Origin of the sequence: Streptomyces sp. NPDC020192 (assembly GCF_044388685.1) — a bacterium.
In the GTDB taxonomy this organism is placed as follows: Bacteria; Actinomycetota; Actinomycetes; order Streptomycetales; family Streptomycetaceae; genus Streptomyces.
In genome coordinates this window covers 126,269-149,781 of the sequence record NZ_JBIRXG010000012.1, presented here as the reverse complement: position 1 = coordinate 149,781, position 23,513 = coordinate 126,269, and the positions used below count along the sequence as shown (strand labels likewise).

Here is a 23,513-nt window from a genome sequence, read left to right as displayed (position 1 = left end):
GAGTGAGTCCCCAACCGGCCGCACCGGCGTAACACCCCGCCCCGGGCGGTCGTTCCCCCGGCATGACGAAGATGAAGTTCCTGGCCACCGCCGCCCTCACGGCCGCCTCCGCCGCCGCCCTGGCCGCCCCCGCCCACGCCCACGCCCACGCCCACGCCGAGGACAGCGGCCACTGGACGGCCACCGGTACCACGAAGTGCGCCGAAGACCTCGCCGTGCTCCCCGTCGCCAACGCCGTCTCCCCGCTGCCGCTGCACTTCGACACGCCCACGTGCGGCGAAGGCAGCCTCATCCGTCACTGACGAGGGGCGCGCCAGACCAGGGTGTAGCGCCAGAAGAGCCGGCGGCGGAGTCGGGCGCCGGGCAGGATCCGGCGAGCCTCGCGGCCGATCTCGGCGAGGGTCATCTCCGGGTCACGGACCGGGGCCGTCATGGAAACCGGCCGGTGCGCCGTGGCCCGCCCCCGGTTCTTGATCCACCCCGTGAGAAGGTTGAGCGGTATGGCCACCAGCCCTGTCAGGTGATCGAGAGGCCCCTCGGCCCGCGCACAGCCGACGACCACCAGAGTGCCGCCAGGCGCCAGCTCCTCCCGGAACCGGGCCAGGGTCTCGGCGAACGGGAGGTGGTGGAGTACGGCGACGCAGGTGATGGCGTCGTAGGGGCCGGGCGGGAGACCGTCCGGCGCGGAGGCGCGGGTGTAGGTGACGGGGCCGTCGGCGGGGGTCGCTTCCCGTGCCCGCCGCAGAATCTCCTCGTCCGCGTCCACCCCGACGACCGACTCCGCCCGCCCGGCCAGCCGCCGCACCAGATCCCCACTGCCGCACCCCACGTCCAGCGCGCTGCCGAACCGGCGCGGCAACTGCCGGAGCAGCCAGCGGTGATAGTGCGCGTTGTGGTCCCAGGGGTGAGCGGCGTTGAAGCGGTGCAGGGCCTCGACCAGTCTGCTCAACAGTTGCGCCTCTCCCGATTGACCTGCCGCACCCTGGCCCGCAGCCCCTCACCGACGGACATCGTCTTCAGCACGTCCGTCAGCCGCTCGGCGGTACGGACATTGCAGCGCCCCAAGTCGACCAACGCAAAGGGTTCGTCGCTCGCGCCGGTCACCGGGTCGACGCACAGGGACGGCAACACGACACCGACCCCGGCGAGGGCGTCCCGCAACGACTCCACGATCTCTTCGGTGGTGCGCACCTTTGCCTACTTCCACGGTGAGTTCCGCATGTGCTACACAGCGTGGTCGACGGCTCGCTAGCCTGGCCAGCCAGGGCGCCCCAACAATGCGAACTGTGGGAGAGGGAGTCTCGATGGCAGGCCGCAAGGACCTCGACCCGTCGTCATCGCCGCGCGCCATGCTGGGCGCGAAGCTGTTCGTGAGCGGGACGTTCATCGGGCAGCTTGAGGCGGGTACGCGGAGGATGCAGCCGGATTTCGCGCGGATGCAAGACAGAGGCAGATCGCAACGGACGTGCCATCGCGGATGGAGCATTCGCACGGCGCGACTACTTCAAAGGGCAAGGCGACTGGTCCGACCCCGACGGCATCCTCATCGACCGCGACGACCAGACCTCACGGTCTTCAGCGAGCCGAAGGAAGGCCACTACCAACGGACACTCTCGTACCCTTGGGGATCCCCAGTAGCGCTGCCCGACCCCGTCGGCATCACGCTGGACACGGAGAAACTGAAGGACTACGCGGACTGACCATGAACCACGCCCAGCTCACCGCCCTCGGACGGGCCCTGCGGCTCGTCGGGGAGCACGGGGAGGCCCTGACCGGGGACACCCCGGACTCCCGGCTGCACGAGATCAAGGCCGATCTGCGCCGGGCGCTCGATCTGCTGGACGAGAGTGTCGCCACCAGCGCCCTCACGACCCGGTGCCCCGAGCATCCGCAGGGCCCCGTGGACGAGAGCGCGCCCGACCTGTGTCTGCTCTGCGAGACCCGGCGCCGGGCGGCCCGCCGGTCGGAGTACCAAGGCGGGCGCGCCGAACCCGCCCCCGCGGTCACCGCCCCCTCCCGCTACGGCGTCCGTGCCGACCGGCCCCAGCCGCAGCAGCGCTGGCTGCCGGAGGCCTGGAACGGGCAGGAGTGGCAGCTGTGCGGCACGCCCCGGCGGGACCGGCGCGAGGCCGAGGCGTATCTCGCCGCCCAGCGCAGATCGTCCCGGCCCGCCATGGCGTACCGGCTCGTGCACGAGTTCACCGACTACGAGGTGCTGCGCGTGTGGGGCACGCCCGTGCGTGTCGACATCGAGCCGATGGGCAACCTATAGCAGCGGCAGGGCACCGAACGCGTACCCCTCCCAGATGCGCCGGCTCCCCTCCTCCGGATACGGCCCCACGCGCGGCTCGGCGTCCAGGATCTGTACGGCGCGGCTGTCGGTGTCGTACTCCGGCCAGCCCGGGTCGCCGGTGCGGGCGAAGGCCAGCCAGGCGTGCTGGAGGAACGCGGTGAGCCGCTCCGCCTCCGGGGTGGGCTTGCCGCCGGGGAAGAACAGAGCGCCCAGGTCGGCGCCGTACGTGCCGAAGAGCAACGGGATGTCCAGGACGTGGCAGGCGCCGAGCACGCCGGTGCCGTCGGGGGCCGGCCAGGTCAGCTCGTAGACATGGGCGCGGCCGCCGCCCGCGAGCTGGGCCTCCGCCAGGCGCAGGCTGGGTATCGCGAACAGCCAGTCGGTCTGGACGCGTTCGAAGAGCAGCTCCGGGCCGGCGTCGGGGAAGGCCGAGCGGTAGGCCGCCTCGCCCGTCGCACCCCCCGGCGCGTACAACCGCAGGGTCTGCCCCGCCCGGTCGTCCGTGATCTTGCCGACCAGGTCAGCCATGACCAGGAAGAGGCGGAACTCGTCGCGATTGTGCCCGACGAGGAGGTCCACCTCCCGCCCCGCGCCCGCCGCCAGCGCCTCCCACGGTGTCGTGGGCAGTACGTCGCCGTCGACCACCGGGGCGAAGGGGACGGAGGTCGGGCCCGCCTGACCCCAACGGCCGGTGTACGCCGGCATCTTGGCGCCCAGCGTCTGGCCCGCCCGGGTGAGCTGCTGCGGATCCACCTCGCTCAGGTCGGCCACGGTGGGCGTACGGCCCACCTCGGCCGCCAGCTCCGTGGCGATGTCACGGGCCAGGTCGACGGAGAAGAGGGTGCCGGGCACGCTCTGGCCGATCGCGCGCCGGAACAGGCCGCGCGCTCTGGGCATGGCCAGCAGCGAGGCGATGCTGCCCGCGCCCGCCGACTCGCCGAACACGGTGACCTGGGCCGGGTCGCCGCCGAACCCGGCGATGTTCTCCTGGACCCACTCCAGGGCCGCCACCTGGTCCAGCAGGCCCCGGTTGGCGGGGGCACCGGTCCACAGGGCGAAACCCTCCATGCCCAAGCGGTAGTTGAAGGTGACGACCACGACGTCACCCTCCCGCGCCAGGTGCTGGGCGTCGTAGCCCGGCTGACCGCCATGGCCCAGTCTGTACGCCCCGCCGTGGATCCACACCAGCACCGGGCGGGCGGCGGACGGGTCCGGGTCCGGGGTCCAGACGTTGACCGTCAGCCACTCGTCGCCCGCCACGGAGGGAAGTTGGGCCGCGCGTCCGCTGAAGCCGGGCTCCTGCGGGGACGGCGGCCCGAACGCGTACGTCTCACGTATGCCGTCCCAGGGGCGGGGCGGCCGCGGGGCCTGGAAGCGGTCCGGCCCGACGGGGGGCGCGGCGAAGGGGATGCCCCGGAACACCGACAGCCCCCGCTCCCGCAGGCCGCGCACCGCGCCGGAGGCGGTGCGCACCACGGGACCGCCTGGACCATCGGGGTCCGGGACGTCGTTTTCCGGGGCCTGGGACTCGCTCGTCGTCATCACTCGCTCCTCGCTGCCCTGACTGGTCATCAGCAGAACGGACGAGGACGATCACAAGTGCCCGAACCGAGCCGTCAGCTGAGGGTCTTCAGCGACGCAGCGTCGTACGGCTTCAGCTCGTCGAAACGGTCGGCGAGCACCTTGGCCGCCCACTCCGGGTCCTGGAGCAGCGCGCGGCCGACGGCGACCATGTCGAACTCGTCGGCCTCCAGCCGGTCGAGGAGGTTGTCGATGCCCTTGACCTCGGAGCCCTGGCCCTGGAAGGCGCCCAGGAACTCGCCGTCGAGGCCGACCGAGCCGACCGTGATGACCTGCTTGCCGGTGATCTTCTTCGTCCAGCCGGCCAGGTTCAGGTCCGAGCCCTCGAACTCCGGCAGCCAGTAACGGCGGGTGGAGGCGTGGAAGACGTCGACACCGGCCGCGGCGAGCGGGGTCAGGATGGCGTCCAGCTCCTCCGGGGTCTCGGCGAGGCGGGCGGTGTAGTCCTGCTGCTTCCACTGCGAGTAGCGGAAGATGACGGGGAACTCGGCGGAGACGGCCTCACGCACGGCCGCGACGATCTCGGCGGAGAACTTCGTCCGGGCCACCAGGTCGCCACCGTAGGCGTCGGTACGACGGTTGGTGCCCTCCCACAGGAACTGGTCGAGGAGGTAGCCGTGGGCGCCGTGGATCTCCACGCCGTCGAAGCCGATGCGCTCGGCGGCGGCAGCGGCCTCGGCGAATGCGCCGATGACGTCGTCCAGGTCCTTCTGCGTCATGGCCTTGCCGGTGGGCTCGGCGCCCGCGGTGACCAGACCGGAGGGGCCGACGGCGGGGGCGTCCGGGAAGGGCGCCTCGCCGTCCTTGCGGACCATGCCGATGTGCCACAGCTGCGGGACGATCGTGCCGCCTGCCTTGTGCACGTCCTCGGCGACCTTCGCCCAGCCCGCCAGCTGCTCCTCGCCGTGGAAGCGGGGCACGCGGTCGCTCTGGCCGGCCGAGTCGTGGCCCACGTAGGTGCCCTCGGTGACGATCAGGCCGACCCCGGCGGCGGCACGGCGCGCGTAGTACGACCGCACGTCCTCGCCGGGGATGCCGCCGGGAGAGAACATCCGGGTCATCGGCGCCATCACGATCCGGTTCGGCACGGTGAGGCCGTTGAGCGCGATCGGGCGGGAGAGTATCTGGGCCGCGCGGGAGGCGGGGGTCGGCGTGGCGGTCACGTGGGGCTCCTCATGGACAACGGGGTTAACCGGTCGGTATGTGTGCACGCATTGTTGCAGCTCCTTAAGTAACCACCTACGCGCCGGCCCACATTCCGGACCGCGGTCCGCCGTCTGTGTGACCCAGGACATGGCCCGGATACGCCCGAGGGCGGCACCCCCAGCCAGAAGCTGGGTGTGCCGCCCTCGGTGGGAAAACCGAGCCTTGTCGATCAGGCTCAGAAGTCCATGTCACCGCCCGGCATGCCGCCCGGAGCGGCCGCGGCGGCCTTCTCCGGCTTGTCGGCGATGACGGCCTCGGTGGTGAGGAACAGCGCGGCGATGGAGGCGGCGTTCTGCAGGGCGGAACGGGTCACCTTCGCCGGGTCGATGATGCCCTCGGCGATCATGTCGACGTACTCACCCGTGGCGGCGTTCAGACCGTGGCCGACGGCCAGGTTGCGCACCTTCTCCACGACGACGCCGCCCTCGAGACCACCGTTGACGGCGATCTGCTTCAGCGGGGCCTCCAGCGCGAGCTTCACGGCGTTGGCGCCGGTCGCCTCGTCACCCTCGAGCTCCAGCTTCTCGAAGACCTGGGAGGCCTGCAGCAGGGCCACGCCACCACCGGCGACGATGCCCTCCTCGACGGCCGCCTTGGCGTTGCGGACGGCGTCCTCGATGCGGTGCTTGCGCTCCTTGAGCTCCACCTCGGTGGCGGCACCGGCCTTGATGACCGCGACACCGCCGGCGAGCTTCGCCAGGCGCTCCTGCAGCTTCTCGCGGTCGTAGTCCGAGTCGCTGTTCTCGATCTCGGCGCGGATCTGGTTCACCCGGCCCGCGACCTGCTCGGAGGAGCCGGCACCGTCGACGATGGTGGTCTCGTCCTTGGTGATGACGACCTTGCGGGCCGTGCCCAGCAGGTCCAGGGAGGTGTTCTCGAGCTTGAGACCGACCTCCTCGGAGATGACCTCGCCACCGGTGAGGATGGCGATGTCGTTCAGCATCGCCTTGCGGCGGTCGCCGAAGCCCGGGGCCTTGACGGCGACGGACTTGAAGGTGCCGCGGATCTTGTTGACGACCAGGGTCGACAGGGCCTCACCCTCGACGTCCTCGGCGATGATCAGCAGCGGCTTGCCCGACTGCATGACCTTCTCCAGCAGCGGGAGCAGGTCCTTGACCGAGGAGATCTTGGAGTTGGCGATCAGGATGTACGGGTCGTCGAGGACGGCCTCCATACGCTCCATGTCGGTGGCGAAGTACGCCGAGATGTAGCCCTTGTCGAAGCGCATGCCCTCGGTGAGCTCGAGCTCGAGACCGAAGGTCTGCGACTCCTCGACGGTGATGACGCCTTCCTTGCCGACCTTGTCCATGGCCTCGGCGATCAGCTCGCCGATCTGGGTGTCGGCGGCGGAGATGGACGCGGTGGAGGCGATCTGCTCCTTGGTCTCGACGTCCTTCGCCTGCTCCAGCAGGGCGGCGGAGACGGCCTCGACGGCCTTCTCGATACCCCGCTTGAGGGCCATCGGGTTGGCGCCGGCGGCTACGTTGCGCAGACCCTCCTTGACCAGGGCCTGGGCCAGGACGGTCGCGGTCGTCGTGCCGTCACCGGCGACGTCGTCCGTCTTCTTCGCGACTTCCTTGACCAGCTCGGCGCCGATCTTCTCGTACGGGTCCTCGAGCTCGATCTCCTTGGCGATGGAGACACCATCGTTGGTGATCGTGGGGGCGCCCCACTTCTTCTCGAGGACGACGTTGCGGCCCTTGGGGCCGAGCGTCACCTTCACGGCGTCCGCGAGCTGGTTCATGCCGCGCTCGAGGCCGCGCCGCGCCTCCTCGTCGAACGCGATGATCTTGGCCATGTGAAGTGGTCCCTCCAGGACTGGGGGTGATTCCTTCGGACCGCGCCCGCGCCCGCGACGGACGGCTCGCCGGCCTGTGGTTCCTTGCCCCACGTGGCCTGCGGACCTCACCGACCCGGTCCTTCTTTGTCACTCTCACCTTCAGAGTGCTAACGCCAATGATTAGCACTCGGGGGTGGCGAGTGCAAGCGCCTCTCGGCCCTCGGCGGGGGCCGTCAGCCGCGCGCGAACAGCCGGGTGACCCGAGCACGGCGTGGGTACGACGAAGGGCCCGCACCCCTCGCGAGGTGCAGGCCCTTCGGACAAGAAACGTTCAGGCGCTGAGGCGAACCATGTCGGCCTGCGGGCCCTTCTGGCCCTGCGAGATCTCGAACTCCACCCGCTGCCCCTCTTCCAGGGTGCGGTAGCCGTCCATCTGAATGGCGCTGTAATGGACGAAGACGTCCGCACCACCGTCGACCGCGATGAAGCCGTACCCCTTCTCCGCGTTGAACCACTTGACGGTGCCCTGAGCCATGCCTAACTCCCCTATTACTGGCCCTTGCACAGATCCACACTTCGCGGACCCGGGTCAGACCTCACCCCCCATCGGTCGGGGGCGTGCGCCGGAACGCGTCGACCGCGGCTGAATGTATCTGTCCAACTGCCGTCTGCAACAGGTCAATCGGACGAGAAATCTGGACGACCCCGGTCCGGAATCTGCCTAGAATTCGGCCGGATTCAGGGCAAGTCGGGCCGTACAAAGAGGTACGAAAGCCGCATATAGCCCGCATACTTTGGCTACTTCTTATCGGGCCCGCGGCGTGAAATCCGGGACCTGCGACCCGCAGGTCCGGCGCGAGTTCCCCAACTCTACCGCGCTCAATCACACAGAATGGCCCCCTCCGTTTCTCTCACGGAAGGGGCCATTCGATGAACAATCAGTAACCCGGATTACCGAAGGTAATGACCGGTCATCCGGTCAGCTCGATCAGCAGCCGCCGGCCACCGCGGGAATGATGGAGACACCCGCGCCGTCGGGCGTGGCCGTCTCCAGGCCCTGCTCGAAGCGCACGTCGTCGTCATTGACGTAGACGTTCACGAACCGGCGCAGCTTGCCCTGGTCGTCCAGGACGCGGGCGGCGATACCGGTGTGGTTCTTCTCCAGGTCCCCGATGACCTCGGCGAGGGTCGCGCCCTCGGCGGCGACCTCGGCCTGACCGCCGGTGTAGGTGCGCAGGATGGTGGGGATGCGAACGGTCACGCTCATGCGAGGCCAGCCTCTCGGAAGGAGTCCAGGGTCGGACGGATGGTGGCGGTGAGCCCCGTGCCGGCCACCGCGTCGAGGGTCTTCAGGCCGTCGCCGGTGTTGAGGACGACCGTGGTGAGCGACGGGTCGAGGACGCCGTTCTCGATCAGCTTGCGCGTCACGCCGACCGTCACGCCACCCGCCGTCTCGGCGAAGATGCCCTCGGTGCGGGCCAGCAGCTTGATCGCGTCCACGACCTGCTCGTCGGTCACGTCCTCCACCGCACCACCCGTACGGCGCGCGATGTCCAGGACGTACGGCCCGTCGGCCGGGTTGCCGATGGCCAGGGACTTGGCGATGGTGTTCGGCTTCTGGGGCCGTACGACGTCGTGACCGGCCTTGAAGGCGGTCGACACCGGCGAGCAGCCCTCGGCCTGCGCACCGAAGATCTTGTACGGACGGTCCTCGACCAGTCCGAGCTTGATCAGCTCCTGCAGACCCTTGTCGATCTTCGTGAGCTGGGAGCCGGAGGCGATCGGGACCACGATCTGGTCCGGCAGCCGCCAGCCGAGCTGCTCGCAGACCTCGTACGCGAGGGTCTTGGAGCCCTCGGCGTAGTACGGCCGCAGGTTGACGTTGACGAAGCCCCAGCCCTCGCCGGCCGGGTCGCCGATCAGTTCGGAGCAGAAGCGGTTGACGTCGTCGTAGTTGCCCTCGATGCCGACCAGCTCGCCGCCGTAGACCGCGGCCATGACGACCTTGCCCTGCTCCAGGTCGTGCGGAATGAACACGCAGGAGCGCAGGCCGGCGCGGGCGGCGGCGGCGCCGACGGCACCGGCCAGGTTGCCCGTGGAGGAGCAGGAGAGGGTGGTGAAGCCGAAGGCGCGGGCGGCCTCCAGGGCCTGGGCGACGACCCGGTCCTTGAAGGAGTGCGTCGGGTTGCCGGAGTCGTCCTTGACGAACAGGCCGCCGGTGACGCCGAGTTCACGGGCGAGGTTGTCGGCCTTGACGAGCTTGGTCCAGCCGGGGTTGATGTTCGGCTTGTCGGCGACGTCGGCCGGGACGGGCAGCAGGGGGGCGTACCGCCAGATGTTCGCGGGGCCGGCCTCGATCCGCCTGCGCAGCTCTTCGGTGCCGTAGGCGGAGAAGTCGTAGGCGATCTCCAGCGGGCCGAAACACTCCTCGCACGCGAAGACCGGGCCGAGCGGGACACGGTGACCGCACTCGCGACAGCTCAGGGCCGCGGCCGGACCGAGGTCTACGGTGGGAGTGGAGGTGCTTGCAACTGTCTGCACAGCCATGGAGGCGAGGCCCTTTCTCCTCATCTTCCTCACGACGCATCTCGCCGTGAGACGGATTTGGCACCTTCCCTAGCCGGGAGCCTCGCCACGTCAACGTGACAAGAACCGACTGGAGGGTTGCCGGGGCTTCATCGGGCCGTGTCCCTCTGCCCCTCTGGATGAGCGGTATGCGGTTGTGTGAGCGGTTGTGGACGCGCGCGACCCCCGACATGCGATGGTCATCGGCGTTGTTCAAGACTGTAACCGAAGGCCAGGACAGTTGAGATAGTCGTCCGAACCGCGAGATGGATCACACAGACACCACCTGTGATCACGAACAGTGAGGAGCCGCAGACCGTGCTGGAAGAAGTCGAGCGCTGGCTGGCCACCCGCTCCTGGTCCGTGACCGATCGCCCGCTCCCCCGACTCCTGGCCGCCAAGCAGCGCACGGGCCAGACGATCAGCGTCGTCCTGCCCGCGCTCAACGAGGAGGAGACCGTCGGCGACATCGTCACGGTCATCCGGCACGACCTGATGGAGCGGGTCCCGCTCGTCGACGAGATCGTCGTCGTGGACTCCGGCTCCACCGACCGCACCTCCGAGGTCGCCGCCGCGGCGGGCGCGCGGGTCGTCCACCGCGACGCGATCCTGCCGCGCGTTCCGGCCGTCCCGGGCAAGGGCGAGGTGCTGTGGCGCTCGCTCCTGGTCACCGGCGGGGACATCGTCTGCTTCATCGACGCCGACCTGCGGGACTTCTCCGCCGACTTCGTCTCGGGCATCGTCGGCCCGCTCCTCACCGACCCCGAGGTCGCGCTGGTGAAGGCCATGTACGACCGCCCGCTCGCGGGTGCCGCCGGGCAGGGCGGCCGGGTCACCGAGCTGATGGCCCGCCCGCTGCTGAACATGCACTGGCCGCAGCTGGCCGGTTTCGTGCAGCCGCTGGGCGGCGAGTACGCGGCCCGGCGCAGCCTGCTGGAACAGCTCCCCTTCCCCGTCGGGTACGGCGTGGAGCTGGGCATGCTGGTGGACGCGCTGCACCTGGCGGGCCTGGACGCCCTCGCCCAGGTGGACGTGGGCGTGCGCAAGCACCGGCACCAGGACGGGCAGGCGCTGGGCCGGATGGCCGCCGCGATCTACCGCACCGCCCAGCTGCGGCTGGCCCGGGGCCATCTGATCCGGCCTTCCCTGACCCAGTTCGAGCGGGGCGAGGACGGTTTCGAGCCGCGCACGTACTCGGTCGACACGGAGGAACGGCCGCCGATGGTGGAGATCGCGGAGTACGCCGAGCGCAGGGTGGCCTGACTTCGCCGGGACGTCGTATACGGCGGGGGCGTCGGGCGTGGCCGTACGTTTGAGCGTTTCCGGGCCGGGCTAGGGCCTGCCCGGCGGATCTGGCCAGAGGAAACCAAGGGTTCCTTATCGGCGCAGGTGAGCGGGGGCTGGTGCGTGCAGCTGCAAGGCGGAGGAGGGAGTCGACGCGGAGCGTCGACGACCGACGACAACGCGGCAGATGTGCGTGCCAGGCCTCGCGTCTCTGGCAAGATCCGCCGGGCAGGCCCTAGGTTGAGGACCATGGCTTCCACCGGCGGTGCTGAGGTGCTGGTCGCGTCCAACCGCGGCCCGGTTTCGTACGAGGTGCGCGAGGGCGGGGCGCTGCGCGCCAAGCGGGGCGGCGGCGGGCTGGTCTCGGGGCTGTCGGCCATCGGGCCGGACACCAATGCCGTATGGGTGTGCGCGGCGCTCGGCGACGGCGACCGGGAGGCCGTACGGCGGGCCGGCGGCGGGCTGCTGCCGGGCGGGGACACCGGCGGGCAGCGGGTGCGGATGCTGGACATCGACGCGGCCGTGCACGCCGACGCGTACAACGGCATCGCCAACTCCGTGCTCTGGTTCGTCCACCACATGCTGTACCAGACCCCGCTGGAACCGGTCTTCGACGCCGGGTTCCGGCGGCAGTGGGCGTCGTACGAGGCGTACAACCGGGCGTTCGCCGAGGCGCTGGCCGAAGAGGCGGCCGAGGGGGCGGCGGTGCTGGTGCAGGACTACCACCTGTGCCTGGTGCCCGGGATGCTCCGCGAACTCCGCCCCGACCTGCTGATCGGCCACTTCTCGCACACCCCGTGGGCGCCGCCGGACTACTTCCGCCTCCTGCCCGACGACATCGCGGCCGCACTGCTGAACGGCATGCTGGGCGCGGACCGGGCGGCCTTCCTGACCCACCGCTGGGCGGACGCGTTCACGGCGTGCTGCGAGGCGGTGCTGGGGCCGGACAGCGTCTCGGGTACGGCGATCGGGGTGCACGGGCTCGGCGCCGACGCCGACTTCCTGCGGACCCGCGCGCACCAGCCGGACGTGGACGAGTGGATGGCGGTGCTGCGGAAGGAGATCGGCGAGGAGCGCAAGGCCGTCGTCCGGGTCGACCGCACCGAGCTGTCGAAGAACATCGTGCGCGGGCTGCTGGCGTACCGGCAGCTGCTGGACGACCACCCCGAGTGGCGCGAGAAGGTCGTCCATGTGGCGTTCGCGTACCCGTCCCGGCAGGATCTGGCGGTCTACCGGGACTACACGGCGGCGGTGCGGCGGGTGGCGGAGGAGATCAACTCGGCCTACGGCACGCCCGGTTGGAACCCCGTCGTACTCCATGTGAAGGACGACTTCGCACGCTCGCTCGCCGCGTACCGGCTCGCCGACGTGGCCCTGGTCAACCCGATCCGGGACGGCATGAACCTGGTCGCCAAGGAGATCCCGGTCGTCTCCGACCAGGGCTGTGCGCTGGTGCTGTCCCGGGAGGCGGGGGCGTACGAGGAGCTGCGCACCCACGCGTTCACGGTGAACCCCTACGACGTGCTGGAGACCGCGCGGGCCCTGCACGAGGCGCTGTCGCTACGGCCGGAGGAGCGGGCGGACCGCAGCAAGCAGCTGGCGGCGGCGGCCACCGCGCTTCCCCCCGCCCAGTGGTTCCTGGACCAGCTGGAGGCGCTCAGGGAGCTTCAGTCCAGCTGACCGGCGAGGGCGCGCAGCAGTCGTACGACGCCGGCGGGGCCGTCGACCACCACGTCCGCGCGCTCGGCCAGTTCCGTGACCTCCGTGCTGCCGCTGCAGACCAGGAGGCCGGGGATGCCGTCGGAGCGGAGTTTCTCCACGGCGGCGTAGGCGGGGAGGTCGCCGAGGTCGTCGCCGGCGTAGAGGACGGAGCCGGCGCCGACCTTGTGGACGTACTCGCTGAGGGCGACGCCCTTGTCCATGCCGGGTGGGCGCAGTTCCAGGACCAGGCGGCCGGGCTCGACGATCAGGCCGTGGCGGGCGGCGAGGTCGGTGAGGGGGCCGCGCAGGGCCTCGAAGGCGGCCTCGGGGTCGGCGGCGCGGCGGGTGTGCACCGCGACCGCCCGGCCCTTCTCCTCGATCCAGGTGCCGGGCCAGGCACCGGCGCGGTCCAGCACGCCCGGCAGCTCCGCGCGGGCGGCGGCGACGCCGGGGTGCGGGGGTGGGGCGGTGACGGTGCCGGTGGCCGCGTCCCAGCGTTCGGCGCCGTAGTGGCCGAGGACGGTGAGGTGGTCCAGACCGGGGACACCGGCGAAGCCGCCGTAGCGGACCGCGACACCGGCCGGCCTGCCGGTGATCACGGCGACGGAGGCCACCTTGGGCGCGAGTTCGGCGAGGGCCGGTACGGCGTCGGGGTGGGCGCGGGCCTGTTCGGGGTCGGCGACGATGGGGGCCAGCGTGCCGTCGAAGTCCAGTCCGACGATCGCGGTGCGTGGCTGCGCGAGCAGGGCGGCGAGTCCGTCCCGGCCGGCTGGGGTGACCGGGGTCGGCAGAGGGTCCATACCCGGACAGTATCCAGCGCGGGTCGGTATCACTCCTGGGGCTCCGCCTCTGGACCCCGTTTCCCCGTCAGCGGTTCTCGCGGTGGGACTCTCGCACCCTGCGGAGGCGGTTCACCGTCACCGGGTCGTGGGCCAGGGCCCGCTGGTCGTCCAGGAGCGCGTTCAGGAGCTGGTAGTAGCGGACCGGGGCCAGGCCGAGCTCCTCGCGTATCGCTCTCTCCTTCGCGCCGGGGCCCGTGAAGCTCCGGCGTTCCAGGGCGAGGATCGACTTTTCCCGGGTGCCCAGTTCCGCGAGTTCCATGGAAGTCACCGTAACGCCGGGCACGGACAGCCGGGCCGGCTCAGTTCTTCGCGCTGCTGTCCGCCGCCGTGGCCGTGGCCTGGAGGCGGGTGAGGACGCCGGAGGGGTTGCCGCCGGGGGCGACGGCCTGGCCGATGTTCTGCTTCACGGCCGCGCTGACCGCCGCCCAGGAGGTCTTGCCGACCGGATACAGCTCGGAGGTGGGCAGCTGATCCAGGAAGGGGTGCAGGGCCTTGTCGGGGGCCGCGTCGGACTCGCTCATCGCCGTCGACGCGGAGCCCGTGACCGGCAGGAGGCCGTAGGCGCGGGAGAAGGACAGGACGTTCTTCTCGCTGTAGACGAAGTTCAGGAAGTCGCCGATCTGCTTGGCGTGGCCGTTCTGCTTGAAGCCCATCATCCAGTCGGCGACGCCCATCGAGGCCCGGGCCGTACCGGTGCGCCCCGGCATCGGCACCATGCCGAACTGCACGCCCTTCTTCTCGGCCTGCTGGATCAGCGTGGGATGCCCGTTGAGCATGCCGACCTGCCCGTCGGCGAACGCGGCGAAGGCGTCCGCGCGGTTGAGCTTGCCGGGCTCGACCGGTCCGGTCAGGCCCTTGCCGACCAGGTCGTCCTTGAGCCAGGTGAAGGTGTCGACGTTCTGCGCGGAGTCGATCGTGTAGGTGCCGACGTCGTCGGTGTAGCCGTTGCCGCCGGTGCCCGCGCCGGCGCCGCTCAGCAGCCACTGCATGGTCTCCGCCTGCGCCTCCTCCGGCCCGAGCGGCAGCGCGAAGGGGTACTTCACGCCCTTGTCCCGGAGCGCCCTGGCGTCGGAGGCCAGCTCGTCCCAGGTGGTGGGCGGGGTGATGCCGGCCTTGGCGAACAGGGTCTTGTTGTAGAAGAGGACGCGCGTGGAGGCGGCGAAGGGGATGCCGTACTGCGTGTGGTTCCACTGGCCCGCGTCGGACAGCTGGGACAGGAAGTCGGCCTGGGTGCGGATGGAGAGCAGGTCGGAGGCCGGGTAGAGCAGCTCGTCGGCCGCGTAGTCGGCGTAGGCGCCGATCTGGGCCAGGTCGGGCGCCTTCCCGTCGGCGACCATCTGCTTGACCTTGGCGTCGACGTCGTTCCAGGAGTAGACGCTGACCTCGACCTTCACCCCGGAGTGCTGGGACTCGTACGCGCTGACAACGCTGTCCCAGTACTTCTTCGAGCTGGTGGCGGGCGAGTCGCCGTAGTCGGCGGCGACGAGTCTCAGGGTCACGTCGGACGACCCCGTGCTCCCGCAGCCACCCAGGAGCGCTGTCATGCCCATGGCAGACACTATCGCGACCGTTCCTGCCGTACCCCGACGCACCCTCAACGCCCCAACCCTGCTGTCTGACCGTTCAATATGTGGACACATAAGGTCTACACCACGTGAGTGGACTAGACCTCTCCCGGGTGCGAGGGCCACACTAGTGCCGTGGTGAGACATGTCATCGCCCTGGACGTGGGCGGTACCGGGATGAAGGCCGCCCTCGTCGGCGACGACGGCGCGTTGCTCCACCGCGCCCGCCGCGCCACCGGCCGGGAGCGCGGACCGGACGCGGTGGTCGCGGCGATCCTCGACTTCGCCGCCGAGCTGCGCGCGTACGGCGTCGAGCGGTACGGCGCGCCCGCGCTCGCCGCCGGCCTCGCGGTCCCCGGCATCGTCGACGAGGAGCGGGGCATCGCCTCCTACGCGGCCAACCTCGGCTGGCGGGACGTACCCCTGCGCGCCCTGCTCGCCGAACGGCTCGGCGTCCCCGTCGCCCTCGGCCACGACGTGCGCACCGGCGGACTCGCCGAGGGCCGGATCGGCGCGGGCAGGGGCGCCGACCGCTTCCTGTTCGTGCCGCTCGGCACCGGGATCGCCGGCGCCATCGGCATCGACGGCCGGGTGGAGGCGGGCGCGCACGGCTTCGCGGGCGAGATCGGCCACGTCGTCGTACGGCCGTCCGGCACGCCCTGCCCCTGCGGACAGGCCGGCTGCCTGGAGCGGTACGCCTCCGCGTCCGCCGTCAGCGCGGCCTGGGCGGCGGCCTGCGGGGACCCGGACGCGGACGCGGCCGACTGCGCCAGGGCCGTCGCGTCCGGTGACCCGAACGCCGTCCGGGTCTGGCAGGAGGCGGTGGACGCCCTCGCCGACGGTCTGGTCACCGCGCTCACCCTGCTGGACCCGCGCACGCTGATCATCGGTGGCGGTCTGGCCGAGGCGGGGGAAGTGTTGTTCTCACCGCTGCGCGACGCCGTCCGGCGCCGGGTCACCTTCCAGAGACTCCCGGCCATCGTCCCCGCCGCCCTCGGCGACACGGCGGGCTGCCTGGGCGCGGGGCTGCTCGCGCAGGACCTGCTGACGACCACTTCTACGACTCCGGAGGTAAGCGCCTGATGGCTCCCCGTTTGGTTCTCACAGGTGCTCGGGTGGTGCTGCCCGGCGGAGTCGTGGACGACGGGCGCGTGTCCGTCGAGGGTACGAAGATCACGGCCACGGCGGCCGAGAGTGCCCAGAGGCTCGACCTCACCGGCCACTGGCTGGTGCCGGGCTTCGTGGACATCCACAACCACGGCGGCGGCGGAGCCTCCTTCTCCGGCACCCTGGACGACATCCTGAAAGCCACCCGCACGCACCGCCTGCACGGCACCACCACCCTCGTCGCCTCCACGGTGACCGACGAGATGGATCTGCTGGTGCGCCAGGCCGGGCTGCTGAGCGAGCTGGCCGAGCAGGGTGAGATCGCCGGGATCCACTTCGAGGGGCCGTTCATCTCGCCGTGCCGCAAGGGCGCGCACTCCGAGGAGCTGCTGCGCGACCCGGACCCGGCCGAGGTCCGCAAGCTGATCGACGCCGCGCGCGGCAGGGCCACGATGGTCACCCTCGCCACCGAGCTGCCGGGCGGCATCGACTCCGTACGGCTGCTCGCCGAGCACGGCGTGATCGCGGCGATCGGGCACACGGACGCGACGTACGAGCAGACGGTCGAGGCGATCGACGCGGGCGCCACGGTCGCCACCCACCTCTTCAACGCGATGCCCCCGCTGGGCCACCGCGCCCCCGGCCCGATCACGGCCCTGCTGGAGGACGAGCGGGTCACGGTCGAGCTGATCAACGACGGTACGCATCTGCACCCGGCCGCGCTGGAGCTGGCGTTCCATCACGCGGGCGCGGACCGGGTCGCGTTCATCACGGACGCGATGGACGCGGCCGGCATCGGCGACGGCCGCTACATGCTCGGCCCGCTGGAGGTCGAGGTCAGCGAGGGGGTGGCCCGGCTGGTGGAGGGCGGTTCGATCGCGGGCTCCACGCTGACCCTGGACCGCGCGTTCAAGCGGGCGGTGACCATCGACCGGCTGTCCGTGGAAGACGCCGTACGGGCCCTGTCCGTCAACCCGGCCCGCCTGCTCGGCCTGTCCGACCGCATCGGCTCGCTGGAACCCGGCAAGGACGCGGATCTCGTCGTACTCGACGCGGACTTCGACCTGAAGGGTGTGATGCGGCGCGGCGAGTGGGTCGTAGCACCCCAACTGGCCTGATCCGTCCGACTTCTCCGGTGACGGTGGCCTGCCCATGACTGGGCCGGCCGCCGTCTCTTTGGCATGATCGTGGCCCCGGAAACCGATGGCAGGCGCAGGGACATCGAGGGAGGTCGGCCCGGGTGATCCTCACGGTCACACTGAACACCGCTCTCGACATCACGTACCGCGTACGGTCACTGCGGCCGCACGCCTCGCACCGCGTCTCGGAGGTCATCGAGCGGCCGGGCGGCAAGGGCGTGAACGTGGCCCGGGTGCTGGCCGCGCTGGGGCACGAGGTGACGGTCACGGGGTTCGCGGGCGGCGGCGCCGGGCGCGAGGTACGCGACCGGCTGGCCGGCATCCCCCTGCTGACGGACGCCCTGCTCCCGGTCGCGGGGGCGACCCGGCGCACGATCGCCGTCGTGGACGAACTGTCGGGTGACACCACCCAGTTGAACGAGCCGGGCCCGCAGATCGAGCCGGCCGCGTGGGGCAGCTTCCTGGACCGGTACGAGGAGTTGCTGCCCGGCGCTTCGGCGGTGGCCCTGTGCGGCAGCCTGCCCCCGGGCGTGCCGGTCGGCGCGTACGGGAACCTCGTCCGGGCCGCCCGCGCCGTCGGCGTCCCCGTACTCCTGGACACCAGCGGCGAACCACTGCGCCGCGGGGTGGCCGCCCGCCCGGACATCGTCAAACCGAACGCCGACGAACTGGCCGAACTGACCGGCTCCCACGAGCCGCTGCGCGCCACCCAGGACGCCCGCCGCCGCGGCGCCCACACGGTCGTGGCCTCCCTGGGCGCCGAAGGCCTCCTCGCGCTCACCCCCGAAGGCCGCTGGCGCGCCACCCCACCCGCCCCGGTCCCCGGCAACCCGACGGGCGCGGGCGACTCGGCGGTCGCCGCCCTCCTGTCGGGCCTGGTGGAACACCTCCCCTGGCCGGACCGGCTCGCCCGCGCGGTGGCCTTGTCGGCGGCGACCGTACGGGCCCCCGTGGCGGGCGAGTTCGACCGGGCGGCGTATGAGGAGCTGCTGGGGCGGGTGACGGTGACCGGCGCGGTCGGTGTGGCCTAACCGTCACGGACCCCAGGTCATCGTCATGAACGGTGAGGATGTCACGGCTGACTGCCGCCGGGTGCGGTTCCTTCGCGTCATGCCCCAAGGGGGAAGCCCCTTCCCCTGGCGGCCTGGACACCGCAAGCGTATTGCGGCTCAGTGGACGTACGGGTCTGGGCATATGAGGGGTCACCGATTATTGAGGCTCTGCTGCGAGGCAGACGGAGCGCGGAGAGGTTCGGAGCTTTGGCGCATGCAGCTCCGTAGTTCGTGCCAGGCGCTGACGACCTCAACAAGCTTCCCCAACAACTCGCGTATCTGACCGAGAACGAGAAGGACGACACCGAAGGAGGCCAAGACGTACAGCGTGATGCTGTCCCAGTTCACGAGGCCACCTCCCCGCGAGAGCCTTGCGTGCCCGTCGGAAGGACACGGTTCAGCCAGCCAGTATCGGCGCCGAGCCTTTGGAGCTGTCCTCTGGCGTCCTTGTCGTAGACGGCGCGGCCCCATCGGAATCGGAACTGGAGCCCGGGTCCGGGTCCGTCACTGTGCGCCATGTCGTAAGTGCACTGCCGTATGTGGTCGTTCTCCAAAGGCGGGCCGTCACAGGTGCAGTGGTGATCAATGATACGGAGCGGCAGCCCCCAAACGGGATCGGTGAGCCTGGCAAGCAGCGTGTCGTGATCGAGACGCACGTCGCGGCGTGTGTCCAGCTCGAAAATCCACTCGCTGCCAGACATCCATGACCGTGTGGAGTACGCCGAGCTGGACGTGTGGAACAGTGCGATCCTGCGCAGCAAACCCGCACCCACCCATGCAATGTCCTTTTCCATCCCCCGGACCAGCGGATGCGACTGCTCGTCCTGCCGTTCGTAATCGGTGAATGAGGAAGATTTCCACTGAGGCAGGTCGTGCGTCGTGGCCATGGATTTCCAGCGTTCGTCGAGGTAGTCCTCCCATCTCGTGCCGGGGACGCCGCGGAGGATGAGGCGACTCGCAGTCTCCGCCAGAGTGAGGTGGAGGTCGTTCTCACGGATTGCGGCAATGCGCAGCCCCAGGACACCGTTTACTTGAATGTCAGCTCCGCCGACGTACGGCAATAGGCGATCGAGGGCGTGCCATGCCAGGGGATAGCCCTCGCCCCGTGAAAGCTCAACGTGGCTGTCGAGATAAACCACGATGGGCCTGCCCGGGCTCAGGCGTACACCGGCGATTCCCACGGGGTGAGCAGACCATGACCCGGGTGGAGAGGCGTCCGCCAGCAGACACGGCACGATCCGTCCTCGAACGCTGCTGCCCCGAAGCGTCCGATAACTGATCGGCGCACCCGGTGAAGGTGCAATCGGACACACAACACGAGCCCGGTGAAGCTAAGGCTTCTTCATCCCGTGAACGACGCTGCACTGGGGCAACTCAGCGTCAGGACAGGCCCCCTGAAGGCCAAGGGGAGACTACCACTGGGCGTCGCGATGCGTTGGACGTTCGACGCAGGGGGAGGGGCAATGGCTGGCCCTGGCCCGCACTGACGTCCGGGCGCGACTCAGCCCCGCCGCATGAGCGAGCGGGGCGGACTGGTTTCTAGCCGCGGGCGAAGCGATCGAACTCGCCGGCTTTCGCGCCTGCGAGCATGGCGGCGATCTCGGAGTGGGTGAAGAGGAGGGCCGGGCCGTTGGGGGCTTTGCTGTGGCGGATGGCAACGCCCTTGTCGTGGGCGGCGAACTCGACGCAATCGCCGTCGCCTCCGGAGGCGGATGACTTCTGCCATGTGGCGGCCAGCGTGGAGGCATTCGGGATTATGTGCTGCGACATGTCTACTTATCCTTTGCGGTAATTGCTGAGGTGGCGCTCGATGAGTTCCAGTGATTCAACCCCTCGGAGAGACGCCGACATCATGAGGCGATTGAACAGTCTGCTGTACGCCTGAACTTCCCCGGTCTCTTCGAGGAACCTGTTACCGGTCAGACCTTCCAAATAGACGATGTCAGGTTCCCAGCGCTCAGGAAAGGCGAGAACCACGAACGGGCCGAACAGGGCTGCGTGAGATCCCGACGCCTCCGGCAGCACGTGAATGTTTACTGTGCCGGGGTATTCCTTGGCCAAAGTGAGGAGATGTTCGAGCTGTTCGGCCATCACCGTGGGGCTACCCACGGCGTGACGGAACACCGACTCCGAGATAACTCCCCAGAAAATCAACGGATTTGGCCGGTCGAAGACGGTCTGTCGCTTGGCCCGAATGCTCAGCCTTTCGGCTCGCTCTTCCTCATCCATGCCTGGGAAGTGCTGATCAAGTACGGCAGCCGCGTAGTCGTATGTCTGCAACAACCCAGGAACAAGGGTGGTTTGAACGTTGTAAGTGTCTGATGCGTCTGATTCGTAGCCGATATAGTCCGCGTACACAGCGCTCACCACCGAGCGGATGTCGGTCTCCCAGCCGCGGACGTTCCCTCGGTGGCGCAGGTCTACCACATAAGCGCGAAGCCCTCGGTCCTGAACTCTGTAGCGATCGAGTAGTGCGCGCAGGTCCGGATCGGAGATACCGACTCGCCCGGACTCGATGCGCGACAACTTGGCTTCAGACCAGCCCAGTTCGCGGGCAACAATGTCCTGGCTGCCGTGTCCGCCCTCCTCGCGCAAGCCTCGCAGGATGGACCCAAGCCGCACCTGACGCGCGGTCGGCTGCAAGATCCGGCGCGTTGCCATGAGGAGTCCCCTTCTCGATCCGGGCATCTAACAGAGTGCAGGACGCCTGTCGACCCATGACGCAGCAAGCACTCAAACGAGTGACCGTTGACTGCAAGGTTGCATGCAGATCGCCTACGGATGCAGGACTGCATCCCGATCGTAGTCGGACGCTCACTGTCCGCTCTGCTGCACCCCCTGAGGGGTTGAATGCCATGACTGAACCGACCACACGTCGTCAGTATCCCACCAGCAACCGGTCCGTAGCCCGTGCCCGTTCAGACGCCCTCACCTTCCTCAACTCTTGCGGCATCGCTCGCGAGAACGAATTCGCGAGCGACCTGGCTCTTGTTGTCAGCGAGTTGATGGCAAACGCCGTAACTCACGGACGAGTGCCTGGCACTTCTGGTCGGCAGGTCGCAATGTCCATCGAAAAGGCGGGCAGCGTCTACCGCATCGAAGTACGGGACACCCAGGGCGACAGCATGCCTGTGCTGGGCAAACCCGGGGACCTGAGCGGTGAGGGAAGGGGGCTTTTGCTGGTCGACTCCCTGGCCGACAAGTGGGGCGTGCGGCCGGAACGTGTCGGGAAGACCGTGTGGGCCGAGAAGGAATTCAACAAGTGAACGAAGGTGCCCCGCAAACGGCATCGCAGGCCGTCGCGGGGCGGAGTGTCAACAGCGAGCCAAGGAGCCATCAACGTGCGTAACCCTATCGCCTGGGTGCTCGCCATCCTGGGCGCCTTACGGACAAGGCGGTGCCAGTCGTGTATGCGGGTCGGGCCCCCAGATGCAACCAACAGCACAGTAATGGTGCGGAGTTCTGCCCCAGCCGCGCCCCGGGACTGGTGTCCCAACCCGAACGCAGCCCGTTGGGTGCGCTGGGCAAGGCAGGCCGAGCGACTGCGATGGAGCGGGCGAGGGCTGCCTCTGCTGCCGGAGGAGGCGTGTTGGGGAGGCCGCAAGACCGCCGAGACCGGGCATGGGCATCGAGTCGAGCCGCCCGACTGGGGGCGGTGCGGGGCCGTAGAGCACCCAGTGCGTGCGTACGTGCTCGTCGCCCTGGGCGATGGGGCGATCCATGGTTGACGGCGACGTTCCAGTTCTGCACCTGGCGGACGAACAGGAGTGGCTTGCCTGGGCCACCCACATAAGGAAGTGCACCGCAGGGTGTCGGTTCAGCCCGGGTGAGGAGTGCGCCGAAGCGGTGCCGCTGCGCGAGGCCATCCACGAGGCGCGGTCCCGCGCTGCGAAGTCGTAGGCGCCGACGACTGACGCACGATGAGAGCGCCCGGTGCGGCCATGCCACGCTGGGCGCCCTCATCGTAGTAATGAAGTGATCAGAGCTTGTCAATCGCGTAGCCGATGCACTTCGGCAACGCCTCGACGTCCCCCAGGTCGATCACCGAGAACAGCTCGGCCGAGCTTGCGGTACGGCTCGGTGTCCACGATGCACTCGGATCGGCCGGCCACAGGGCCGAGTTCGGCAGCCGCATACGCGGCCCTCGCCCACCAGGTCTTTGACGGGATCCTGGCAGTGAGAGGTGCGTGGTGACAGGACGGCCGAATCGTGCTGCGTTCGGGCGATGCGGGGCGCCACACTGGACGCCGACTCAAGTGCGCTTGTATGTGATCCAGCCATGAGCAAGTCGCGCCATGCTGTTTTCCACGTCCAGAGGTCGCTGCGGGCGGTCTCGTCTCAGTGAGAGCGTTCGCCTTGGAGAAGTCATCACCGAGACGCGGGGAGCGTCTGTCCACGAGGAAACGACTGCTGGACAGCAGCGGGAAACTCGGCTCTGCGGGGTCGCCGCCCGTCCTGTCATCGTCAAGCCGAACACCAATGAACTGGGTGAACCAACCAGTTCCCAGAAAGTCGTTGCGTACCAAGCAGGACGCCCGGCGCTGGGCGGCCAGGGGTAGTCGCCTCGCCGGTCGGAGGGCCTGCTCGCCCTGCCCCGAGGGCGTACAAGGTGCTCTTTGAGTGCATTTCAGCCACGCCAGGCGGAGCGGCGACATAAAATCGCCACAATCATGGCTTGACTCTCATTTTGAGTTGACTTGCTCACGTCAGATCGATTAACTGACCTGCGCCAGTGAGTGATTCACTCCACGAGAGAGAAGGTTATGAAGAAGCGCATCACCACAGCTGCTGCCATCCTGAGCTCAGCGATAATCACTGGCTTCGTTACCGCTACTCCAGCATCCGCGTATACACTCCAGGCGTATTGCACCACAACTGGCGCAGGCGGCGGCTTGACCGTCCCTAATTTCTACGGGGCGACGGACCACATCGAGGCCGACATGTCGATCTACGACTCCCTCGCCGATGGCCATGAAGTGAAGATCCGTCTACTCACGAAGACTGCGACCAACACGACCCACTATTGGGCGTGGCACGGCAATTACGGCGGACAAGGAACCACCCAAGACATCAATACAACAGCGAAAGATGATAGCGGCATCTTCAATGCGGGCATTCAGGTAGCCCGGTTTGAGGGCGGCACCCTTCTTAATTCCTGCACCAAATGGACAGTCAACGGTTGATCACCTGCTCGAAGTTAGCACAAGAAGAGTCCCCGCCTCGTAGCTGTGTCGATATTACTTCTCACCGCTACGACACGGGAACTCTTTTTGTGCTACATCACCGTTCTGCTTGATGTCCCGTACCCGCCACAGCCGATCGGTGATCCAACGCAAGAACCACAGACCGATTCGGCAGCTTCACCGGCTCCGGAGAATACACAGTCGCTCCGCGACCC

Annotated in this window: 24 protein-coding genes, 1 pseudogene and 1 riboswitch; of the genes and pseudogenes, 10 read left to right on the top strand and 15 right to left on the bottom strand. The window is 69.1% G+C overall.

Annotated elements, in window-relative coordinates; translation table 11 throughout:
• Positions 1-62 precede the first annotated feature (62 nt).
• Positions 63-302, top strand: a complete 240-nt coding sequence (locus ACH47Z_RS23690; protein ID WP_399076741.1) for a hypothetical protein — start codon at positions 63-65, stop codon at positions 300-302.
• On the opposite strand, the gene ACH47Z_RS23685 is transcribed toward ACH47Z_RS23690, so the two are convergent.
• Together ACH47Z_RS23685 and ACH47Z_RS23680 are read right to left on the bottom strand one after the other, a co-directional pair.
• Entirely contained in the window at positions 296-952 is a 657-nt protein-coding gene (locus tag ACH47Z_RS23685; protein WP_399077038.1) for a class I SAM-dependent methyltransferase, read from the bottom strand. The two genes, ACH47Z_RS23690 and ACH47Z_RS23685, sit on opposite strands and share 7 nt — an antisense overlap.
• A complete protein-coding gene (locus ACH47Z_RS23680; RefSeq protein WP_399077050.1) occupies positions 946-1,191 on the bottom strand; it encodes a hypothetical protein in 246 nt (81 codons plus the stop codon). The genes ACH47Z_RS23685 and ACH47Z_RS23680 overlap by 7 nt, the downstream gene beginning before the upstream one ends.
• 113 nt (positions 1,192-1,304) lie before the next feature.
• On the opposite strand from ACH47Z_RS23680, the pseudogene ACH47Z_RS23675 reads away from it, so the two are divergent.
• Both ACH47Z_RS23675 and ACH47Z_RS23670 read left to right on the top strand, forming a co-directional pair.
• A pseudogene (locus ACH47Z_RS23675) lies at positions 1,305-1,445 on the top strand (transcriptional regulator); the annotation flags it as partial.
• Between the two features lie 257 nt (positions 1,446-1,702).
• Positions 1,703-2,272, top strand: coding sequence for a hypothetical protein (locus ACH47Z_RS23670; RefSeq protein WP_399076739.1), 570 nt, complete (start codon positions 1,703-1,705; stop codon positions 2,270-2,272).
• On the opposite strand, the gene ACH47Z_RS23665 is transcribed toward ACH47Z_RS23670, so the two are convergent.
• The 6 genes from ACH47Z_RS23665 to thrC form a co-directional block, all read right to left on the bottom strand.
• Positions 2,267-3,835, bottom strand: a complete 1,569-nt coding sequence (locus tag ACH47Z_RS23665) for a carboxylesterase/lipase family protein (protein ID WP_399076737.1) — start codon at positions 3,833-3,835, stop codon at positions 2,267-2,269. The two genes, ACH47Z_RS23670 and ACH47Z_RS23665, sit on opposite strands and share 6 nt — an antisense overlap.
• 74 nt (positions 3,836-3,909) lie before the next feature.
• Complete coding sequence (locus tag ACH47Z_RS23660) at positions 3,910-5,037, bottom strand: NADH:flavin oxidoreductase (RefSeq protein WP_399076735.1); 1,128 nt, start codon at positions 5,035-5,037, stop codon at positions 3,910-3,912.
• Positions 5,038-5,255: 218 nt separating this feature from the next.
• Complete coding sequence (gene groL, locus ACH47Z_RS23655; protein WP_399076733.1) at positions 5,256-6,878, bottom strand: chaperonin GroEL; 1,623 nt, start codon at positions 6,876-6,878, stop codon at positions 5,256-5,258.
• 313 nt (positions 6,879-7,191) lie between these two features.
• A complete protein-coding gene (locus tag ACH47Z_RS23650) occupies positions 7,192-7,395 on the bottom strand; it encodes a cold-shock protein (RefSeq protein ID WP_004929928.1) in 204 nt (67 codons plus the stop codon).
• A 453-nt stretch (positions 7,396-7,848) separates the two neighbouring features.
• Complete coding sequence (locus ACH47Z_RS23645; RefSeq protein WP_399076730.1) at positions 7,849-8,127, bottom strand: MoaD/ThiS family protein; 279 nt, start codon at positions 8,125-8,127, stop codon at positions 7,849-7,851.
• Positions 8,124-9,407, bottom strand: a complete 1,284-nt coding sequence (gene thrC, locus ACH47Z_RS23640) for a threonine synthase (protein WP_399076728.1) — start codon at positions 9,405-9,407, stop codon at positions 8,124-8,126. The genes ACH47Z_RS23645 and thrC overlap by 4 nt, the downstream gene beginning before the upstream one ends.
• Positions 9,408-9,424: 17 nt before the next feature.
• A riboswitch (SAM riboswitch) is annotated at positions 9,425-9,572 on the bottom strand.
• 171 nt (positions 9,573-9,743) lie between these two features.
• On the opposite strand from thrC, the gene ACH47Z_RS23635 reads away from it, so the two are divergent.
• Together ACH47Z_RS23635 and ACH47Z_RS23630 are read left to right on the top strand one after the other, a co-directional pair.
• Positions 9,744-10,688 (top strand): glucosyl-3-phosphoglycerate synthase, encoded by a 945-nt coding sequence (locus ACH47Z_RS23635; RefSeq protein WP_399077036.1) that lies wholly within the window; start codon positions 9,744-9,746, stop codon positions 10,686-10,688.
• A 294-nt stretch (positions 10,689-10,982) separates the two neighbouring features.
• Complete coding sequence (locus ACH47Z_RS23630) at positions 10,983-12,389, top strand: trehalose-6-phosphate synthase (protein WP_399077034.1); 1,407 nt, start codon at positions 10,983-10,985, stop codon at positions 12,387-12,389.
• On the opposite strand, the gene otsB is transcribed toward ACH47Z_RS23630, so the two are convergent.
• From otsB to ACH47Z_RS23615, 3 genes are all read right to left on the bottom strand, one after another.
• Positions 12,377-13,210, bottom strand: a complete 834-nt coding sequence (otsB, locus tag ACH47Z_RS23625; RefSeq protein WP_399076726.1) for a trehalose-phosphatase — start codon at positions 13,208-13,210, stop codon at positions 12,377-12,379. The two genes, ACH47Z_RS23630 and otsB, sit on opposite strands and share 13 nt — an antisense overlap.
• A gap of 67 nt (positions 13,211-13,277) precedes the next feature.
• On the bottom strand, positions 13,278-13,511 hold the full coding sequence (locus ACH47Z_RS23620; RefSeq protein WP_399076724.1) for a DUF3263 domain-containing protein: 234 nt from the start codon (positions 13,509-13,511) through the stop codon (positions 13,278-13,280).
• A 40-nt stretch (positions 13,512-13,551) separates the two neighbouring features.
• Positions 13,552-14,814, bottom strand: a complete 1,263-nt coding sequence (locus tag ACH47Z_RS23615) for an ABC transporter substrate-binding protein (protein WP_399077032.1) — start codon at positions 14,812-14,814, stop codon at positions 13,552-13,554.
• 141 nt (positions 14,815-14,955) lie between these two features.
• Here ACH47Z_RS23615 and ACH47Z_RS23610 point away from each other — a divergent pair, with 141 nt between their 5' ends.
• The 3 genes from ACH47Z_RS23610 to ACH47Z_RS23600 all read left to right on the top strand — a co-directional run bounded on the left by ACH47Z_RS23610 (position 14,956) and on the right by ACH47Z_RS23600 (position 18,094).
• Positions 14,956-15,900 (top strand): ROK family protein, encoded by a 945-nt coding sequence (locus ACH47Z_RS23610; RefSeq protein ID WP_399077030.1) that lies wholly within the window; start codon positions 14,956-14,958, stop codon positions 15,898-15,900.
• Positions 15,900-17,042 (top strand): N-acetylglucosamine-6-phosphate deacetylase, encoded by a 1,143-nt coding sequence (gene nagA, locus ACH47Z_RS23605; protein ID WP_399076722.1) that lies wholly within the window; start codon positions 15,900-15,902, stop codon positions 17,040-17,042. Before ACH47Z_RS23610 ends, nagA begins: the two co-directional genes overlap by 1 nt.
• Positions 17,043-17,164: 122 nt before the next feature.
• Complete coding sequence (locus ACH47Z_RS23600; protein WP_399076720.1) at positions 17,165-18,094, top strand: 1-phosphofructokinase family hexose kinase; 930 nt, start codon at positions 17,165-17,167, stop codon at positions 18,092-18,094.
• Positions 18,095-18,459: 365 nt separating this feature from the next.
• Here the strand turns inward: ACH47Z_RS23600 and ACH47Z_RS23595 are convergent, their stop codons facing one another.
• The 3 genes from ACH47Z_RS23595 to ACH47Z_RS23585 all read right to left on the bottom strand — a co-directional run bounded on the left by ACH47Z_RS23595 (position 18,460) and on the right by ACH47Z_RS23585 (position 20,776).
• Entirely contained in the window at positions 18,460-19,296 is an 837-nt protein-coding gene (locus ACH47Z_RS23595) for a hypothetical protein (protein WP_399076718.1), read from the bottom strand.
• Positions 19,297-19,654: 358 nt separating this feature from the next.
• Positions 19,655-19,885, bottom strand: a complete 231-nt coding sequence (locus ACH47Z_RS23590; RefSeq protein ID WP_399076716.1) for a DUF397 domain-containing protein — start codon at positions 19,883-19,885, stop codon at positions 19,655-19,657.
• 6 nt (positions 19,886-19,891) lie between these two features.
• Positions 19,892-20,776: a helix-turn-helix domain-containing protein gene (locus ACH47Z_RS23585; protein ID WP_399076714.1), complete on the bottom strand. Its 885-nt coding sequence runs from the start codon at positions 20,774-20,776 to the stop codon at positions 19,892-19,894.
• A 194-nt stretch (positions 20,777-20,970) separates the two neighbouring features.
• Between ACH47Z_RS23585 and ACH47Z_RS23580 the strand changes: the two genes are divergently transcribed.
• Positions 20,971-21,381 (top strand): ATP-binding protein, encoded by a 411-nt coding sequence (locus tag ACH47Z_RS23580; protein ID WP_399076712.1) that lies wholly within the window; start codon positions 20,971-20,973, stop codon positions 21,379-21,381.
• A 713-nt stretch (positions 21,382-22,094) separates the two neighbouring features.
• Here ACH47Z_RS23580 and ACH47Z_RS23575 read toward each other — a convergent pair.
• Positions 22,095-22,250, bottom strand: coding sequence for a hypothetical protein (locus tag ACH47Z_RS23575; protein WP_399076710.1), 156 nt, complete (start codon positions 22,248-22,250; stop codon positions 22,095-22,097).
• A gap of 628 nt (positions 22,251-22,878) precedes the next feature.
• On the opposite strand from ACH47Z_RS23575, the gene ACH47Z_RS23570 reads away from it, so the two are divergent.
• Positions 22,879-23,298 (top strand): hypothetical protein, encoded by a 420-nt coding sequence (locus tag ACH47Z_RS23570; protein WP_399076708.1) that lies wholly within the window; start codon positions 22,879-22,881, stop codon positions 23,296-23,298.
• The last annotated feature ends 215 nt before the right edge of the window (positions 23,299-23,513 follow it).